General features: G+C 37.1%; 13 protein-coding genes. 10 read left to right on the top strand and 3 right to left on the bottom strand.

The window, feature by feature from the left end:
• From H344_RS20130 to H344_RS0111775, 3 genes are all read right to left on the bottom strand, one after another.
• Positions 1-434: IS3 family transposase (locus H344_RS20130; protein WP_169514963.1), on the bottom strand; the 434-nt coding region annotated here is incomplete at its 3' end.
• A gap of 59 nt (positions 435-493) precedes the next feature.
• Complete coding sequence (locus H344_RS0111780; RefSeq protein WP_034256502.1) at positions 494-772, bottom strand: transposase; 279 nt, start codon at positions 770-772, stop codon at positions 494-496.
• A gap of 1,397 nt (positions 773-2,169) precedes the next feature.
• On the bottom strand, positions 2,170-4,053 hold the full coding sequence (locus H344_RS0111775) for a TonB-dependent receptor plug domain-containing protein (RefSeq protein ID WP_026810509.1): 1,884 nt from the start codon (positions 4,051-4,053) through the stop codon (positions 2,170-2,172).
• A gap of 84 nt (positions 4,054-4,137) precedes the next feature.
• Here H344_RS0111775 and H344_RS0111770 point away from each other — a divergent pair, with 84 nt between their 5' ends.
• From H344_RS0111770 to H344_RS0111725, 10 genes are all read left to right on the top strand, one after another.
• Positions 4,138-5,613: an aminotransferase-like domain-containing protein gene (locus H344_RS0111770; protein ID WP_026810508.1), complete on the top strand. Its 1,476-nt coding sequence runs from the start codon at positions 4,138-4,140 to the stop codon at positions 5,611-5,613.
• Positions 5,614-6,051: 438 nt separating this feature from the next.
• Entirely contained in the window at positions 6,052-7,953 is a 1,902-nt protein-coding gene (locus tag H344_RS21065; protein WP_051254285.1) for a sensor histidine kinase, read from the top strand.
• Between the two features lie 4 nt (positions 7,954-7,957).
• The gene (locus H344_RS0111760; RefSeq protein ID WP_026810507.1) at positions 7,958-8,719 is read left to right on the top strand and encodes a LytR/AlgR family response regulator transcription factor; all 762 of its coding nucleotides are present in this window, start codon (positions 7,958-7,960) and stop codon (positions 8,717-8,719) included.
• A 121-nt stretch (positions 8,720-8,840) separates the two neighbouring features.
• Entirely contained in the window at positions 8,841-10,355 is a 1,515-nt protein-coding gene (locus tag H344_RS0111755; protein WP_026810506.1) for a TlpA family protein disulfide reductase, read from the top strand.
• 238 nt (positions 10,356-10,593) lie between these two features.
• Positions 10,594-12,438 (top strand): sensor histidine kinase, encoded by a 1,845-nt coding sequence (locus H344_RS21060; RefSeq protein ID WP_051254284.1) that lies wholly within the window; start codon positions 10,594-10,596, stop codon positions 12,436-12,438.
• A gap of 8 nt (positions 12,439-12,446) precedes the next feature.
• Positions 12,447-13,208, top strand: coding sequence for a LytR/AlgR family response regulator transcription factor (locus H344_RS0111745; RefSeq protein WP_026810505.1), 762 nt, complete (start codon positions 12,447-12,449; stop codon positions 13,206-13,208).
• 129 nt (positions 13,209-13,337) lie between these two features.
• On the top strand, positions 13,338-15,692 hold the full coding sequence (locus H344_RS21055; protein ID WP_051254283.1) for a TlpA family protein disulfide reductase: 2,355 nt from the start codon (positions 13,338-13,340) through the stop codon (positions 15,690-15,692).
• A 311-nt stretch (positions 15,693-16,003) separates the two neighbouring features.
• Complete coding sequence (locus H344_RS0111735; protein WP_026810504.1) at positions 16,004-17,011, top strand: zinc-binding alcohol dehydrogenase family protein; 1,008 nt, start codon at positions 16,004-16,006, stop codon at positions 17,009-17,011.
• An 11-nt stretch (positions 17,012-17,022) separates the two neighbouring features.
• Positions 17,023-18,675 (top strand): UxaA family hydrolase, encoded by a 1,653-nt coding sequence (locus H344_RS0111730; protein ID WP_026810503.1) that lies wholly within the window; start codon positions 17,023-17,025, stop codon positions 18,673-18,675.
• 261 nt (positions 18,676-18,936) lie between these two features.
• Positions 18,937-20,403, top strand: a complete 1,467-nt coding sequence (locus H344_RS0111725) for a tagaturonate reductase (RefSeq protein WP_026810502.1) — start codon at positions 18,937-18,939, stop codon at positions 20,401-20,403.
• Positions 20,404-20,587: the final 184 nt, after the last annotated feature.

Genomic DNA, 20,587 nt, shown 5'->3' with positions numbered 1-20,587 from the left:
TCACTTAAAACCCAGGATAACACCTTTCTATCTGCTAAATCCAAAATTGTTGTTAGGTAATTCCAACTGCTTCCTATTTTGATGTAGGTGATATCTGACACCCATTTTTCACCTAGACACTCACTAGTAAAGTTTCTTGCCAATAGATTTCTTGCAACTGGGAGCGAGTGTTTTGAGTCGGTTGTAGTCCCCCTGAATTTTCTACTTAAAACACTTTTTAATCCCATCTGTTTCATCAAGTAGGCTACATAGGACCTACTATAAAACAGCCCTTTTCTTTCCAATGCTTTTTGGATTCTTAAACTGCCATATATACGGTAACTACCGTGATATATTTCTTGTATGCTTTGTTTTAAAAACTCTAACCTAGTATTAGTGGCATTGGTTTCGCTTGTTCTTAGCCATGTATAATAAGCATTTTTACTAACGCACATGATTTTACACATCTTTTCAACAGGAAATTTGTCTTTATGATCTTTTATGAAACCATATCTTACCTGTCGCTCTTGGAAAAGATGCTCACTGCCTTTTTTAAAATATCACGTTCTAACTTTATTTCCTTCAATTCTTTTTCTAAAGCCTTAATTCTTAGCGCCTCTTTGGTTTCTTCTGCAGCTTGTGGCGTGCCATTTGTGATTGCCATCCTTTTCCACCTGTTAATTGAGGCTTGGCTAACTCCATATTCTTCAGATAAGGATTTAACGGAACATCCTGTATTTAGTAACTCTACAATGGTGGTTTTAAATTCCTGGTCGTAATTTCTTTTACTCATATTACAAATTTAAGTTTATCACATAAATCCGTACCAACTAAATTAGACATTCCATAGTCAGTTCGAATGAACGATAGTGAAGAGAACTACGGGAACAGTGGTCAGTAATCGGTGATCAGTATCTCCCCCACTGAAGTGCGGGACTACCGTTCAAAATGACTTTTTGCTACAATATTTATTACTACTTCTGTCAAATTGCTAAAATTAAAAGAATCGGCCTTCGTCATAAAATAACTGAATGATTTAGAATTCTTGTCCCACGCTACTCCTGGCTCCTCAACCAAAGGTACACCGTACCTTCGTTTTTCGGCCCTGTTAAAAATCAAGTGCTTTTCACAGCGGGTGAAGGAAGGTTTACCTGCCGAAGGCAGGCGTCCGGCAGCACATGTACACCCTGGTTGTTGAAAGTTTACCTGCCGTTAGGAAGGTTTACCTGCCGGAGGTAGGTTTACCTGCCGGAGGTAGGCGGCCTGGACGGTGCGGCCGTGTAGATTTCACATCCTAATAAGCTAATACATTAAAGTCCAACGCTACAGCTGGCTCCTCTAAACATAAGGTACTCCGGTACCTTAGTTTGTCGGCCCTGGTTCGTTTTTTATTCATGGCTTGTATATTGTTTTTTTAAAAGGAATTCATGAATGCTGCGCATTTCATCAATGGAAAAAATGAACAGAATTAGTTTTTAAAACAGAACTAATCCTTTTTATAAATAAATCCAATAAGAAGTATAACTAAAACCATCAAAAATACTGGACAGTTTAAGTTTAGTCATATGATAGTAAAAAGTAATCAGTAGTCCCTTTAATTAACAATAACCAATTAGCAATAAACAATGTGTTTAGGCATTAGTAAACAGACGTCAGTCAAGTTCTATAAACAATAACCAATTAGCAATAAACAGTTGGGTCGGCCCTTTATGAATCAAGGGATGAGTAAAACCTACAAAGCGCTTAGTCAGTTCGAATGAACGATAGTGAAGAGAACTACGGTAACAGTGGTCAGTAATCGGTGATCAGTAAAAAGTAATCAGTAGTCCCTTTAATTAACAATAAACAATTAGCAATAAACATAAGCCATTGGGTCAGCTGTTTAACTAAAGAATGAGTAAAACCTACAAAGTTTTTTTAGTCAAAAAATAAAAACCAACTATTTGGCTAATACCACTAATCCTCCGCTAGCGCGAGCATTTTGCTCGTGCCAGCAGGAGGAAGTAGGTATAGTCTAAGTGGAATACCATCATAAGGATTGCCCGACAGCAAAGGCGGGCCTGCACCAACTAGGTTTAATGATCAGTAGTCGGTAACCAGTAATCGGTAATCAGTGTATCCATCCAATTAACAACAATCAATTTGTTATAAACTGTTGGCTAGGCCACTATATAATATTCTGGTCCGTCTTTACCCTTGGTGCCATTGATAGGTAACGCCCAATCCAAACCAACGTGTGGGCATAGGAACAGCACCTGCTTCTTTGTACGAGGCATTGAATAGGTTCGTTATCTCGGTGTATAAAAGGAAGTTCTGAACTTCGTAATTTAGTCGAACATCGGCTACGTTATAGGCATTGGCAAGTTCTCGCTGTAACCACCTGTTTTTAACATGTAATGAAAAGTCGTTGATACGATAATGAACACCTGCCACTAACTGATGTTTCAAAGACTCTAATACGTATTTCGATTGGATTCCCGATGAAGTCTCCATGGAAGGGCTTAAATAATTATAACTCAGCTGATATCCAAAGGATTGCTTCCCTCCCAATTCAAAATCCTGCTGGATTCTCCCGTAAATAGCATGCATGGTGTTTTCTCCAAAATTAACTGGAGAATAAGGTGTTGAGGCATCTTCTCTTACCCAATCGATAAATTCAGAAATCTGGCGATAAAAATACCCGGTTTTCAACTGTAGGTTTCCATTTTGGTACTGAATATTCCCCTCATAATTCCAGGCGTTCTCGGGTTGAAGCAAGGCATTTCCAATATTCCCTGGTCGCTGATCTAGGTATAAGTCCGTGAACGAAGGGATGCGCTGCCCAGAGCCGATGCTCGCAGCTATTTTCCAGTGGTGATTAATTAAGTAAGCTAAATCTAACCCAGGATACACCTGATAACCAAAATCCGTGTTATAGTTCCCATATAGACCAATAGTACCTCTTAGTTTTTCACTTAGATTGCTTTTAAATTCTGCATATACCCCGTGATTATCGCGCTCATGCTCTCCAATATTTGTACTGTTAATCTTTTCTAATCGGGACTCCAATCCAAAACCAAAAGTTCCTATTCCTGTTTTGAGGCTACTATTCAATTCAAGCATCAGCGCGTTGGTATAATGCCTAGACCGGCCTCTACTTAAATCATCTTTAAAATAACGGTAATCATCTTCCCCATAGCGATCACTAATTCTAGGAGAAAGTGTAAAATCGCCCCAAGTATGCTTAGAGGAGAGACTAAAGACAGAGGATGTTACATGTTCTTCCGAATTAATATCACCGGGAGCAGCATAAAACCCGTTGGCACCAAACTGGCATTGAGCGTAGCCTGCCATTGCCTGAATGCTATTATCTGCATTAAAATCATAATTTCCGCTATAAAAAAGGCGCGTATTTTTTGAGGCCGAATTGTAGCGCTGTCCGTTAGAGTTGCTTTGGGCCAATGAAAAAAGCTGACTCTGGTTATCAGATCCGTAAACTCCTGTAACCTCCACTGCTCCACCTCCATAAATTCCTTCACCGTCACCTTCCTCCTTGCTTTTAAAAGAACTTCCGCCCCTTATATCTGCAATTACAGTAGAGCGTTTGCTCTTTTTAGTAACAATATTAATAGCTCCAGTAAGGGCATTGATTCCATAAACCCGCGCTGCAGCACCTCTTATGACTTCAATATGATCTATAGCACTCAATGGCACAGGAATATTCATCATATTGTGGGCAGTTTGGGAGTCTAACATTTTCACCCCATTAATCAGCACCAAAGTTTGCTCCGAAGTTCCACCATCAACAGAAATATCGGTCTGTGTTCCAAACGGACCACGCTGCCGAATGTCCACACCACTTATAAATGATATAACCTCGTTGAGCGATTTAGCAGGAAGCGCCTGAATTTGTTTTTGGGTAATGACCTGAATATCCCGTGTGGACTCACTAAAAGGAGTTTGCAATCTGTTTCCCTGAATAATAACTTCATCTAATTCGTTTATTTCCTGATCTGCATCGGGAACCGTATTCTTTTCTTGCGAGAAGCTAGGTATGGCAGCTAATAGAATTAATGTCGCTAATTGTTTTTTCATAAAGACTTCTTTAATCGTAATATTTAAAATTGATGGCAAAGGTTTGGATTAAAATAGTATTTTTGGTAGTCCGATATGTAAATAATGAGTAGTCCGGTTACAATTCCTTTTAATTCCTTCATAAAAATAGATCGTCGTAAAAAGGAGGCGATCTATATGCAAATTGTTTATCAGTTTATTAACGCCGTAAAAAGCAACCTTTTGGAAGATGATGACCGACTTCCTGGTAGTAGGAAAATTTCCGAAGAGCTTCAAGTACACAGAAAGACAATAGTAGCCGCTTTGTCAGAGCTACAAGAACAAGGGTGGATAGAAACCCTGCCAAACATTGGCTCTTTCGTTAGAAATCCTGAGCTTTCCCCCACTCAATCCAAAAAAACCAACGCTTTTCAGCATCCTCCAGAAAAGGCAGGGTTTCATTTTAAGAAGGATTTTATATTGGATACCCCGATAGAAAAACAACAAGAAAAATTATATTTTACCGATGGCACGCCAGATTATCGCATCATTAAATCGGAGGAACTTGTTCGTTTTTACACTTCGGTAATTCGAAGAAAAAATCAATCAGGTCCTTTCTTAAATACTGTTGATGACAGTCTGTTATTTAGGGACCAACTCAGTTATTATTTAAATTTAACCCGAGGCTTTCATCTTTCTAGGGATTTTTTGCTGCCCGTAGCTGGATTGGAGCAGGTTCATTCCATCTTATCGCGTTTACTGATCAATACAGGCGATCTTGTTTTGGTGGAAGAGCTCAGTTACTTTTTACCCAATATGATTTATAGTCAAGCCGGTGCCAAAATGAGAACAATTCCGGTAGATGCGGACGGAATGAACATAGATTATATTCAAAACCATTATAAACCCGGCGAGATACGATTGGTTTATATCAACAGCACTTGCCAATATCCCACTACCGTTCGTCTTTCCAAAAAGCGGAAAAAGCAATTGCTAGATTTGGCAGATGCATACAATTTCATTGTAATTGAAGATGATAGGGATTTTGAATTTTCTATGATAAAAAACAAAAAAGAATCGCTTTTTAGAATAAACGGCGGCAATCGCATCATTTATGTTGGCACTTTCGGACGGTTTTTAAATCCAGGTTTTCAAGTTAATTTTTTAATAGCCCCGAAAGACCTTTTGCAGGAAGCAGCAAAATACCTGAATATCTTTGGTAAACCAGATACCATGATGGAAAAAGCATTGAGAGAGCTCATTCACGAAGGAGACATTCATCGATACCAAAGAAAGTCCAAAAAAGTAATCGCTGAGCGGAAAGAAATGTTTGCCCAATTACTCAACACACATTTTAAGAACAACATTCTATTTACTATACCGCAAGCTGGTTTAGCTTTTTGGATTCGGTTTAACACTTCATTTTCTTTGACGCAATTGCAAAAAAAGGCAGGAGAAAAAGGACTCTTTATTCCGAGTATTTGCCTCTATCAAAATCGATCCATAACCGCTCTAAGACTAGGATTTGCACATTTTAATCAGCAGGAAATGGAAGAAGCCGTGAAAGTGCTAGGTGAAGCTTATTGGGAAGTAGTTGAGTAGGTGTTGGTTGGTTTTTGGAACAATAGCGTCCTAAACGTATTGAGCCAGTCTTTACAAACTCTTTATATATCTGTATTTCAATAGATTTTTGAAGCGATGGAGTCTTTTTATAGGTTTTATTTTTCTCTGGCCTATCGAAAATTTATCGTAAAATTTGAAGTGAACGAACCGTAAAATTTTATGGCAAGGTCCTTTTGGGACCTATATTGTTGGCTATCTCCATCGTTCTACAGATAGTAGAAACAGCTATATTTATTGCCAATTCCTATAATTTTCCTACAATAAATACTATGTTTAATGCCAGATTACGAGAACACCCAATCCCATCCAAAACATAATAATGCAGTTTACACCCCCAATTTGCAGTTCAACCGAAACTGATTTTATAAGTAAGACTATTCCGATTCATTTGTGGTATACATTTTTAAATATCGCCTGATGAAAAGAATAATACTATTGGTACTGATTTTAGCAGTTACCCCATTTCTGATTATATCCGAAAAACCCTTAAATCAACAGGTTGAAGAAATAAGTAGATATAATTCTAAACAACCAGAATTCAGAGGATGGGAATATATAAAAAATAGGGCATTCAATAAGAATGGTACGCTTCAAAAAGGATATGATAAGCCTGTTATCATTCAAATGGAGAGGGATGCCACTTTTAAGGACAGTATAATTGTTGATGGTTTTATTAAAAAACTTAATGGTTTGCTCCCCACAGTTAGAATTGGTTTTAATTCAGATTCAACTTGGATTGCCCCTATACATAACATAATTATGGGGTTTAGAAAAGATACTCTAGGATTTAGAACCGTACCATACCAATATTACGACAGATTTTTAAGAAAAAAACATTGGCCAGATGGAACTGTTATTGGAATAAATAATTTTGATTTCTTTCGAACTAATGATGGAAACAAACATTCCTGGTTGGCTTTTAAATTTGATGATAACATTTCTGATAGTTCTAGAAAAAAGTTGATCGAATATGAATTATGGGATAGGATTTTTTCCACTCCAAACATGTTAAACTCATATAATCAATCATTTGAGGTAGGAATATTTAATAAGGCTGAACACCAATCTAGTTTAGGCTGGATTGGAGAATTAGACCTATTTCTTCTACAAAAATTATACTCTACTGACTTTATGGAGCAGTTCGGAGAATATATGTATAATACCTATCCCTGGCGCTATGCCACATATTTAATCGATAGAACTAAAGCAAGGTTCACAGGTATGTTATTATCATTTACACTAGGTGTTATTGTACTTATTCTAGGTCTAAGATTGTTGTATATGAAAAAATATAAATATACTTTCTTCAAATACCTAATACCACTACTAGTCGTTTTTTTATCTTATAACTGTTTGAATAACCTATTTTTTTACTTTGCCTATCCTGAAGCTTTTACGTATTTAGACGCCTATTTGGGTTATTTTTTTACCAGTTTGATTGTTGTTACTGCACTAGCTCTCCTCCTATATCTTTTGGATAAAATTTTTATTAGAGAAAATTTGAGTTTTGCCTTACAACTCCTATTGAAAGTAAGTTTCGTTATTTTAACAGGATGCCTGTTTACTTATGGACTTTATCTATTGGCAAATCAGGAAAATAATTTGGTCTCTATATATTCTTACGAAAACTATATTAAATTGATTTTATTTCTAGCATTTGGACGTGGCTTTTTAATCTACTTAAACCACTTCTCAGACTCCCTAGTAAAGCAAAAAGATGTAGAGCTAAGTCACCTAAAAGAAATAAATGCGCAAGCCGAGTTAAAGTTGTTGCAGTCTCACATTAATCCACATTTCTTATACAACGCCTTAAATTCCATCGCTGCCCTGGCTCATGATGATGCCGGTAAAACGGAGAAAATGGCACTTTCCCTTTCCGATTTGTTCAGGTACTCCATCAATAAAAAAGGAGAAAAAATGAGTACGGTTAGTGAAGAAGTAACTCTGGTAGAGAACTATTTAGAAATCGAAAAAATTAGGTTTGGAGAGCGATTGGAGTTTACACTTACTATTGACGAGGATGCCAAGCAAGAAAAGATTCCTATGTTTATGCTTCAACCCCTCATAGAAAATGCCATAAAACACGGGGTCTCCAAGATAGGAGGAGAAGCAAAAATCAGTCTCGACATTAAAAAAGAGGATAAGGGTCTGTTGATAACAGTAGGCGATAATGGTCCCGCATTCCCACAGGGATTGGTAAGCGGACATGGTCTGCAAACGGTTTACGACCTATTACGCTTAAGCTATGGTGACAAAGCGTCCTTAAGTTGGGAGAACGAGCCAAAAAAACAGATTGTAATATCCATTAATAACAGGTAACGGCATGAATAATATATATAGAACCTTAGTCATAGACGATGAGCCCCCAGCAAGAAAACGACTGCTGAAATTACTAGAGAATTTCACCGATACTTTTGAAGTTATTGGCGTTGCCGAAAACGGATTAATCGCTAAAGAGAAAATTGAAACTATTAAACCAGATCTTATTTTTCTGGATATAGAAATGCCAGAGCTAACGGGTTTTGAAGTCTTGGAAACGCTGACCTATATCCCCATAGTAATTTTTTGCACCGCCTATGAGCAATATTCATTAAAGGCATTTGAAACCAATAGTATAGATTACCTATTAAAACCAGTAAAGTTAGAACGCTTGCAACAATCGGTGAGCAAAATAAAGTTGTTTAGCAATAATCTTCCTAATCAGAATATTATTCAGTTATTAAAAGACTTGTCTTCTAAAAAGGAAGTCCACCAAATGACTTCCATCACGGTGAAGAAAGAGGGAAAACTCATTTTTATTAAGCTAGAAGAGGTGAGTCATTTTAGTGCAGATGAACGTTATGTTTCCGTACATGCTAAAAATGGCGTGTACTTAACGGAGGATCCCTTGTCTCAATTAGAAGAAAAATTACCAAACAATTTTCTAAGAATACATCGCGCAACAATTATAAACAAAGATTTTGTCAGCGAAGTACAGAAATACTTTAACAGCAGGTATAGCATCACTTTAAAAACTAATAAAAAACAAACCATAACCACGGGCAGAAGTTATAACGCACAAATAAAGAGTTGGTTGAATGTTTAAGTAAAATCAAGAACACCAACAATAGAAGCATCCAGCTTAGCTTCTAAGCTGAGAAAACTCACTCTATCTAGGCATTATTTCTAAACTACAAAGAATCCTATTCCAACCTAAATTTAAAACAATGAAAAATATAATACTGTTGTTATTACTCGTTTCAATTTCTTGTAAAAAGCGAGAAATAAGTAATTCCAAGGTTTTTGATGCCCCTAAGACCGTTACCCTAACCGGAAATGTATCTAATTTTGATCCTGAAAATCCAAATATTAGTTTTGCTGTAAATCGGGTTGGTGTAGACCGGTTAAGTCTAAATTCTAAAATTGACAGTACAGGGTTTTTCTCAGTGTCCTTTGAAAGCTATACCCCTACTGATGTTTGGGTAAATGTAGGAATCAATTTTCTAGTTTTGACGCATCCCGGTGATAGCATCCATATGAGTTTTGATGCCAAAATCGCTCAGACGGTTCCAATCTTAAAATCGATTCAATTCTCTGGGGATGCGGTGAAGACCAATCAAGATGCAGCACATTTTCAGGAAATGTATTTTTCCAATGAAATTTATACGGACTGGGACGCCAAAAAGAAAGCGACAAAGGAATATGGGGCAGATGACTATCTCCAGTATCTAGATACTTTGCAGCAAAAGAGTACCGAATTAGTGAATAATTTTATTCAGACATATTCCCCCAATGAAGAATCCCTACTTTGGGCCAAAACCTATATTGAACAAGTTTACTACAATGCGTTAGCATTTTACCCAGCAGAACACCGTGAGTTAAACAACTTGCCTTTTTCATGGGATGTCCCAGAGAATTATTACAACTCACTTAACGAACGGCTTCCTATTACAAAACCGATGTTAATCAGCGGCTATGCGTTAGTCAATTTTGTAAATCGCTATAGTTACCGATATGTACGCAACAAGACTAGGAATGAGAAATCCAATGAAAAATATCGTACGGAATTTGGATTGGCAGGTCCTTTAAAGGAACTAGATTCCATAAGTATCTATGGAATTATAAAATATACGGAAGATAGCCTACTACGCCAATTAGTATTAGCTGAATTATTCCAACAGAGGTTTGACAAGGTTGAAATAGATCTCTATGAAGATTATAGAGATTTGGTTAAAACCCATATCACCGAACCCTTTATCGCCAAACCCTTGGAGGAAAATTATTTAAAAACCAAGAAAAGCATAGAGTCACCAGAACTTGTGTCCGAGGCCATATTAAAAGATGCTTCTGGTACTTCCGTTGATAAGATAATAGAGAACCTCTTGGAGACCCACAAAGGTAAAGTAATCTATGTGGATACCTGGGCGTCTTGGTGTGCTCCTTGCCTAGCAGAGTTTCCTAATTCTAAAAAACTTATGGAGGAGATGGAAGGTCAAGATGTAGTTTTTGTTTATATCTGTATAAATACCAAAGAAAAGGCCTACAAAGCTGTATTGGATAAATTTCAACTGGGAGGGGTACACTATTTTTTGGATCAGAACCAAAGTATAGATTTTCAGACTGTATTTAATATTAGTGGTATACCCTTTTACATATTAATTGATAAAGATGGTAGTGTAATAGAAAAAGGATCACATCTACGACCCGCAATGGTAAAGGAAAAAATAGAAAAATTGCTGTGAGTTATAGTGTCTATAATTGTCAAAACAAATGTATAAAAACAGTAGGTAAATTGAAATTATTATGATTCCATTTAGCAGCAATTACTAATTCTAGATACAATAAGTTTCACCTACTACCAATCCACAAATAATTATAAAATGCAATTAAATCCTCCTACATGCAGTTCGTCAGAAAGTGGTTTCAGATATCAGGCTTATCAAGTTTCTTTGAGGTGTATTAATCAATAAACCGACCATTATGAAGAAATTAAGATCATTTCTATTGTTGCTACTTCTCGTTACCAAAGGGTATTCCCAAGAACAGGAAAAATTACCTGAACAACCATGGAAAGATATTCTTGAAATGAATAGTCATGAATATTCCCCAATTACCAAATGGGCAACAGATATAGATATTAAGTTAGAAGGCCTCTACACTGAAGCCGATTCTTTAGTTGTTTCTCAAATTACAAGAAAGTTAGATTCAATTACCGAAACAATATCCATCACATTCACAAATACAGAAGATGCAAATCTAAGAATCCACTTTTTAGATACCCTTGTACGGGTAAAAAATAAATTTAATAGTACCACAACAATTAGGTATGGGCCCAATTCTGGCAATGGATATAAAAGTGCAGATCTTTATGTATACAAAATTGATCAAACAGATTTAGAAGTCCGAAACACCTTAGAGTCGAAAATAGCAAAATCGCTTATTGGTGGATCATTTATTCTTTCATTTACAGAACAAAAAAGGAGTAGTATTTTTAACCCTTTGGTTGCAAGTAATAATAGTAATAATCCATTAAATAAAGAGGACATCGCAATAATCAAGGAGGTTTATGGGAAAAATTATGATAGACGATTAAAAATTGCGGAAGAACAATATAAATATGTGCTTCGGAACATTCGAAATGAAGAAATTTCTCAAAGAAAGAAATCAATTTGGTGGGTGAAAAACCCCATTTCAATTCTTATTCTACCAACGATCATTTTACTTTTAGTATTTGTTTTTATTATTAAGAAAATTAATCAAGCGCTAACAACTAAAATTAAGCATGACTGGTTTCGTTTTGGAATTATATCATTTATTGGATTGCTATTTGCCAACGTTTTAATAGTCCTCTTCACTTCAGTATATGACTTTATAACAATGCCTCCTTATCAATACAGTTCAGTAAGCATAATTGGCAAAATAAAAAGAAGTACAATTATACTATTTGTTCTCGTATTCCCCTTCTTATTTCTTCTACGCTATATTGAGTTAAGAATTACTAAAAGCACCCGTAAAATCTTGACAAAAACTAGTTTAATTTTTCTGTCAACAGGATTTTTACCTTTTATTATTATTTCTTTATTAATGTACTTTACCAATAATCTTACTGGTGATCACAGTTATTATTTCCTTTCTCAAATTTTCTTACTTATAATGACATTTGCGTCAATAAGAGCCTTCATAAGCTACTTTATTTTTAAAGAACGTAGCCTAATTGTAGAAAACGAAATGCAGCTATCACACTTAAGAGAACTAAAAACTAGTGCAGAGCTTAAGGCGTTACAATCCCAAATAAACCCTCATTTCTTATATAATGCATTGAACTCCATAGCCAGTTTAGCCCATAAAAATGCCGATAAAACAGAAAAGATGGCATTATCCCTATCGGATCTGTTTAAATACACCATCAATCGAAAAGGAAAAAAAGACAGCACTATTGGGGACGAAGTAGAAATGGTCAAAAATTATTTAGAGGTAGAACAGATTCGTTTTGACGACCGGTTGAATTTTACTATTGAGGTGGATCCCTCTTTAGAAAACACCAAAATACCCATGTTTCTCATTCAGCCTTTAATAGAAAATGCCGTAAAACATGGGATTTCTAAATTAGAAAACAATGGCCAAATTACCCTTCGCATTCAAAAAAGTGAAGCGGGCATCACTATCATTGTAGAAGATAATGGTCCCCATTTTCCGGAAGGTCTGGTAAGTGGTCATGGCCTGCAAACGGTCTTCGACCTGTTGCGGTTGACCTATAAGGAAAAAGCATCCATTAGTTGGAAAAACACCCCTACCAAACAAATTAAAATCACCATTGAAAACTAGCAGCAGTAATGAATGTACCTTATAGAACTATTATTATAGACGATGAGTTTTTAGCAAGAGAGCGTTTATCAGAGTTAGTAACGCACTTTCCTGAGAGTTTTAGTATCATCGCTACCGCAAAAAACGGAACAGAAGCAAAGGAAAAAATTAATCAACTACATCCAGATCTTATTTTTTTGGATATAGAAATGCCTGGGCTAAACGGATTTGAACTGCTTGAAGAATTAGATACTATCCCTTTGGTTATCTTCTGCACAGCATTTGATCAATATGCCCTTCAGGCTTTTGAAACCCATAGCATAGATTATTTGGTGAAACCTGTACGGTTAGAGCGGTTAGAGAAAACCGTTGAGAAATTGCGCTTATTTAAAGGGAATAATACCTCGCTTAAGCTATTAGAAGCCATTAAAGAAATGGCTACCGAGAAAGAAGCGAAAAAAATGACTTCTATTACGGTTAAAAAGGGAGAGAAGCTATTTTTCGTAAAATTAGAGGAGGTCATTTATTTTGAAGCAGATGCCAAATATGTAAGCATTTACACCAATTCTGGAAACCACTTAACGGAGCAGTCCTTGGCCCAATTAGAAGAGAAATTACCAGATTATTTCTTACGAGTTCATAGAAGTATAATCATGAATACCAATTATGTAGAAAATGCACAGAAATACTTTAATAGCAGGTATATCATCACCTTAAAAACCAAAACAAAAATGACCATAACCACGGGTAGAAGTTATAACGCGCAAGTTAAAGGCTGGTTGAATGTGTAATATAATTATAGTAATCAACCATATTAAAAATGGCGTAGCATAATATTCAACTAAGATTTCACCTGTATATTCTTACAAGAATCCGTATGTTTAATAATTCCTTGTAAACCACAAAACAAACTAGAAAAAATGAACCAACCAAGCAAAGACTTCACCTTAAAGGACATACAAAAACTACTCATCAGCTGCTTCGTATTTATATTTTTAATAAATATTACTATTGCCCAAGAATCAAATATTAGTAAGGCATCACTCCCAGAAACCGTGTTTGGTGAATGGCAAGGTGAGACCGGAAATGGGGAATACAATGGAATATCAATACATCCAATCTTTATAGAGACGGGATATCGCGCATTTATGTACCAGATTATCTATAAAGGGGATAACGGTGTTTACTTTTTTGATGCTAAAGACAATCAAGGAAATACTATAAGCTATCAGCTGGAGGTTGTAGCCAAAGACTCCATTAAACTAAAGCTAGGAGACAATCCGTTTAGAGTATTTGTAAAGCACCAAAATCCATTAGATGGCAAACATATTACCATTTCAGAAGTGCCTAATGAGCTAAAAAGAAGTTGGTTTACCACGGATGGAGAAAACAATCTAGAGTTTTCCGTTGGCAATCAAGAAATAACCTTTAGAAATAAAGCGTACACCATTGAAGAAATTGTTTCTTTTACCTCTAAAGAGCCACGAGAATACCGTTTTGTGGTTAAAAATGACCAAGAATATTGGATGTTCTATTTTAAAAACTGGGACGAACATTATCTGCAAGTAGGCTTTAATGGGAAGGCAGGGGACATGTATAAAGCTAAAAAAGAATATCCAAATTTTAGAATTAAAAATTTTTCAGAGTATGCTTCTTCGGCAAATGGGAAAAGACATTTATCCAATAAAAAGGGAGCGTCGGCCGTTCCTGAAAAAGTGTCCAAATGGATTGATGATGAGCTAGCTAAAGTTAACTCTACCCCTTTAGAGGATTTCGAATCTCCAGAGTTTTTTAAAAGGGCGAATGCTAAACTCATAGGGTTTCTTAAAGGGTATGACCCTAGTTTGGGCTTTAAAACTGGAATTATTTACTTGAGAAATAACATAACTCGTGAAGATTACCCTATTGTTCTACAAATTCATCCTAACGGTAAATTTGAAGCTACTTTACCGTTAACTACCCCATTATATACTCATTTCGTAATTGAAAACAAATGGATTCCCTTCTATATAGAACCGGAACAAACCCTATCGGTAACATTGGATTTGTTAGATCTATTGGCAATAAACAGAATAAGTATACTTCAAAATAAACTCAAGAATATTGAATATGATGGCCCATTGGCGAAGGAGAACGAGGAGTTATTAGGGTTTAGTTTTAGAACTCGGGATTATGAGGCTTATAAAAACAAAATAAGAACAGTATCCCCAAAAGAATTTAAAAACGAACAATTAATTGTATTAGAAGAAAATCTACATCAACTAGATAAGTATAAAAACAATTCTATAATTATTGAAAATGAAAACGCCTTAGATGCCAAAGTACATGTAAATGTAAATTCTATTTCTCCTAAAGTCTATACGATTTTAAAAAATAAAATTTTATTACAAAATGCAGTAACCATGTTCGACTTTGTTATGGATAGAGAATATGAAGCTAGAAAAGATACAATAAATACGTTCTTACAGGAGTCAGTGCCTATTGAATTCTATGATTTTTTAAAAACAATACCCTTAAATGATAAAAACCTATTAGTCTCTACTGAATTTGGTACTTTTATTAATCGCTTTGAATATTGTGACCCCTTCATGAAGACTAGCGTGCTTATGCCTACAAGTTCATTCGAAGATAGGTGGAAAATGAAAGACCTTGTATTAGTTAATGAACTTGGTTTAGAAAACAATTTAATCTATGAAATTTCAAAGATCAGATCGGTAGCATTTGAGTTTGGAAGAAGAGATAAAGAAACTGCTAAGGCTTTTTGGGATCGTTTAAAAAAAGATATTACCAATCCGTTTTTACAGGAAGAAGGAAATCGAATTTTAGAAAAAGTGCATCCAACCGTACAACAGACTTCATATAAATTACCAGATACAAAGGCAACAAATGTTTTTAGAGAAATTGTAGATCCGTTCAAAGGAAAAATAGTGTTTGTAGATTTTTGGGCAACTACATGTGCTCCATGCGTAGGAGAAATTAAAAGAATGAAGGAAATACGCAAACAGTATAAAGGCAATAAAGATTTTGTTTTTGTTTTTATTACCGAAGAACGTTCTTCCCCCATAAATCATTATACAAAGTTTGTACAAGAACAGGAGCTAGAACATATATATAGACTCCCTTTAGATGATTACAATTACTTGCGAGAATTATTCAAATTTAATGGTATACCTAGGTATGTAGTACTAAATAAAGATGGGAATGTATTAAATGACGACTTTCCTATGCATAATTTTGATTTTGAGTTAAACGGAATTCTGGAAGAGAGTAAATAATCCAAACCCTGCGCTAGTGCGAGTATCTTGCTCGTGCCAGTATAAGGTAGTAGATATTGAAACGAGTGTGCCACCCGTCTGCAAACAAAGGCAGGCTCAGTTGGCAGTAATCGGTAATCAGTCGCCAGGTTAGGTCAACTCTAGTCTAGGGAGGTTCAAAAAAATTCTCAATTCTCACATCTCAATACTCACATCTCAATACTCACTACTATAATATCATTTGTTTTGGTTAAATTAGTTATTTCAAAACCGCAAATAATTTTAAAGAGAGGTTTAGTAATAACCAGCCTAATAACGACCAAATACAATAAATGAAATACATAGTATGTGAAGAACCCGGTAACTTTCAATTAAAAGAAAAAGAGCCACCAATAAGAAAGCCTGGGGAGGCTCTTTTAAAAATTAACAGCGTAGGGATTTGTGGGACCGATCTACATGCCTACAGCGGAAATCAGCCTTTTTTCACCTATCCAAGAATACTAGGGCATGAACTGGCGGCCCAGGTACTGGAAATAGAAGACAACAGCAAGGGCATAAAGGTTGGCGACAAAGTAGTGGTGATGCCCTATCTTAGTTGTGGTCATTGTATTGCCTGTAGAAATGGGAAAACCAACTGCTGTACCCAAATCCAGGTTCTTGGGATTCATACTGACGGAGGAATGCAAGAGCAAATCTCAGTTCCTATAGCCATTTTACTACCCGCCAATAATTTAACCGACAATCAGATGGCTATCGTAGAACCTTTGGCCATTGGTGCCCATGCTATTAAGAGGGCTCAACTAACTAAAGATGAAACCATCGTGGTAGTAGGATGTGGTCCCATAGGAATCGGGATTATGAAATTGGCACAGCTAGAAGGTGCAAAAGTAATTGCAGTGGATATGAATCAAGACCGACTCCAATATGCAAAGGAAAAAATAGGAGTTGATTTTATTGTGAACACAAATAATGACGCAATAAATCAGATTTCTGAAATTACTAAGGGCGACCTGGCTACCGTAGTCTTTGATGCTACTGGTCACAAAGGAGCCTTGGAATTAGGCCCCTCTTATATGTCACACGGGGGACGGTATGTTTTAGTGGGACTTTCCAAAGGGGAGCTAACCTTTAAACATCCTGAAATTCACGCTAAAGAAACTACCTTACTATGTAGTAGGAATGCCACGGTGGCCGACTTTGAATTCGTTATTTCCATGATCGATCAGTTCCCTACCGAATCCTTCATTACGCATAGTGTACATTTTTCAGAAATGAAAGAGCATTTTAATAATTGGTTGGATCCTGCTGCTGGAGTCATTAAAGCGACCGTTGAATTTTGAAAATAACATCTATGTCCACAACCTTTCTACAAATACACCCTGAAGATAATATTCTTGTCGCGCTACAAGAGTTGCCGCAAGGTCACCCAATTACATTTAATGGGGATACTTTTCCACTAACCGCCAAAATCTCTGCTAAGCATAAATTCGCGCTAAAGGATTTTAAACCGGAAGACCCTATTTTGATGTACGGGAACTTAATTGGCAAAGCAACCAAGTCCATCGCCAAAGGGGAGATCATCACCATAGATAATATAGTACATGCCTCTTCCGATTATAGCGTAGGAAAGCAACAGTCCGAATGGATAGCCCCCGATGTCAGCAAATGGAAAGACCGCACTTTTAACGGCTACCACCGCGCCGATGGTAGTGTAGGTACGGCCAACCACTGGTTGGTAATTCCCATGGTGTTCTGCGAGAATAGAAATGTAAATGTATTGCGGGATGCCTTATTGGATTCATTAGGCTATAGCATCGCAAAAGAGTATTTGGTGGATGCAGAAATCCTAGTTTCCAAATATAAAGCAGGTGCCAGTAAAGAAGAACTCATGGCGGCAACTATCATTAAAACCCCAGAAGAAATTAAAGAGAACCGCACTTTCCCCAATGTAGATGGAATAAAATTTTTAACTCACGACGGAGGATGTGGTTGTGACCGGGGGGATTCGGATACCCTATGTAATCTATTGGCAGGTTATATCACCAACCCCAACGTAGCTGGGGCAACCATTCTTAGTTTGGGATGCCAAAACGCACAGGTGAAAATTCTAACGGATGCCATTGCAAAACGAGATCCCAACTTTTCTAAACCTCTACATATTCTAGAACAACAAAAAAGCAAAAGCGAACGCCACTTTATAGAAGATGCTGTAAAACAGACCTTTTTAGGTCTCATAGAAGCAAATAAAGCAACCCGAAAACCCGCACCCCTAAGTAAACTCACCTTAGGACTGGAATGTGGTGGTTCTGATGGATTTTCTGGTATCTCTGCTAACCCTGCCCTTGGTTATACTTCCGATCTTTTGGTAGCCTTGGGTGGCGCCACGGTACTTGCTGAATTCCCTGAATTGAACGGGGTAGAACAAGAACTCATCAATAGATGTGAGACAGCAGAAAATGCGGAGAAATTCGCCTCCCTTATGCGTGCCTATTCGGAAAGGGCAGTAGCCATTGGCTCGGGCTTCGAAAGTAATCCGTCTCCCGGAAATATTAAAGACGGACTCATCACAGACGCTATGAAATCGGCCGGAGCAGCCAAAAAAGGGGGCACTTCCTTGGTAAAGGATGTATTGGAATATACAGAACCGGTCACTAAAAAAGGATTAAACCTTCTTTGCACTCCAGGAAACGATGTGGAAAGCACTACCGGACTAGCAGGCTCTGGCTGCAATGTAATTGCCTTTACTACAGGCCTGGGCACACCCACAGGAAACCCTGTGACGCCCACCATTAAAATCTCCAGTAACAACGCCTTAAGTGAACGCATGAAAGACATCATCGATTTTAATGCAGGTACCATTATAACTGGAGAAGATACCATAGAATCTAAAGGAGAAGAATTATTGGAGTATATTATAGAGGTTGCCAGCGGTAACATTGTCCCAGCCGCAGTTCGATTAGATCAGAATGATTTTATTCCTTGGAAAAGGGGGATTTCTCTTTAACAATTAACAGTGAACAATTAGCAATTAACAATTTTATAGATATGAGTACAGAGAATTAGTATTGAGAATTGAGTAGTGAGTATTGAGTATTGAGATACTTACTCGGGCGGAATTAGAGAACGATATATGAGGTCACCTGACGGTGACTAAGTTTACCTGCTAAGGGAGACAGAGTCTAAGACATGATTTTAAAACAAGTATTCAAACAAACCGCATTTCCAAATCATCAAATTAATTCATTTTTACGTTAATAAATTAACCATGCAAACAATAAACCGCACTTTAATTAAGCAACAACCCTCCCCCCTACCGACCAAAATACTTCAATTTGGAGGTGGAAATTTTCTTAGGGCCTTTGTAGATTGGATGGTACAGATTCTAAACGAGAAGACCGATTTTAATGCGGGCATAGCTATTGTTAAGCCAACGGAATATGGGGATTATCAGGAATTAAAGGATCAAGGCGGACTTTTCACTGTGATTCTAGATGGTGTTAAAAACGGACAACAGATTCAGAATATTAAACGGGTAGATTGTGTAAACTCCGTCATCAATCCCTATACCGAATGGGAACGTTATTTGGAGCTTGCCAAAGACCCCCATCTGCGGTTTGTGGTTTCTAATACCACCGAAGCCGGAATCAAATTTAATCCTCAGGACATATTTCAACACACGCCGCCAAAAGAATTCCCTGCAAAACTGACCCTGTTTCTATACCATCGATTCCAGTTTTTTAATCAAGATCCATCTAAAGGCCTAATTCTTCTGCCTTGCGAGTTAATCGAGAATAACGGACTCACACTACAAAAAGCTGTACTAGAATATGCCAACCATTGGGAATTGGAGTCCGAATTTACCTCTTGGATAGGTACTGCCAATCACTTCTGTAGTAGCTTGGTAGATAGAATCGTATCCGGATATCCAAAAGATCGCGCCAAAGAAATAGAAGAAACATTGGGATATAGAGATCCCATGATGGTCGCCGGGGAATACTATCACAGTTGGGTGATTCAGGCTCCAGAGTCGGTACAAAAAGAACTCCCCTTTTCCCAAACCGACCTCAACGTGCAGTTTGTAGAAGACCTAGTCCCCTATCGTGAAATGAAAGTGCGGATATTAAACGGTGCCCATACCGCCTTGGTACCCGTTGCTTATTTAGCAGGAGCCAGATTAGTGGATGAAGCCTTGGAACAACCTGAAATAAGTCGATTTATAAATGAGTTATTGCTACAAGAAACCATCCTAACCTTAGACTTCCCAGAGACAGTAAAACAACAGTTTGTTGCCGATGTATTAGATCGATTTAGAAACCCCTTACTAAAACACCAACTGATCAGTATTGCCCTCAATATCACCTCAAAGTTTGTTGCCCGATTGTTGCCAACACTCAAAGATTATCAAGCCTTGGAGAACACACCACCTAAAAGGATTGTTTTTGGATTGGCCGCCCTCCTTTATTTCTACAGAGGAAACTATAATGGGGAGAAAATCGACCTAAAAGACGACCCAAAGGTGCTCTCCTTTTTCAAAGAAAGCTGGAGTCAGTACGATGAACAAAAAACTTCTATGGACGAAACCATCCACCAAATCCTGGCAAATACTGATATCTGGGGGGAAAACCTCAACGATCTTCCAGGCTTAACCGAAATGGTTGTTAGCTATATTGGTTCCATAGAACGACAAGGGGTTCTTAGTAGCTTGGAATTAGTAGGGAGATGTGAGTATTGAGAAGTTCACAGTAGGCTGTCATCAGTATACAGTTAAAAGTAGCAGTAAGCAGTAGCAGGCAGTAGTTTTAATTAACAATATCACTCAGTTATCCGTCAACCGCTGTTTCAATAACCAGTAAAATAGATATGAGTACAAAGTAGTGAGTATTGAAAGCGGTTCAGTAATCAGTAATCGGTGGTCA

The sequence above is a fragment of the Arenibacter latericius DSM 15913 genome (assembly GCF_000424985.1).
In the GTDB taxonomy this organism is placed as follows: domain Bacteria; phylum Bacteroidota; class Bacteroidia; order Flavobacteriales; family Flavobacteriaceae; genus Arenibacter; species Arenibacter latericius.
Note: the sequence above shows the minus strand (reverse complement) of the source record. Positions and strands in the feature narration are given on the sequence as shown.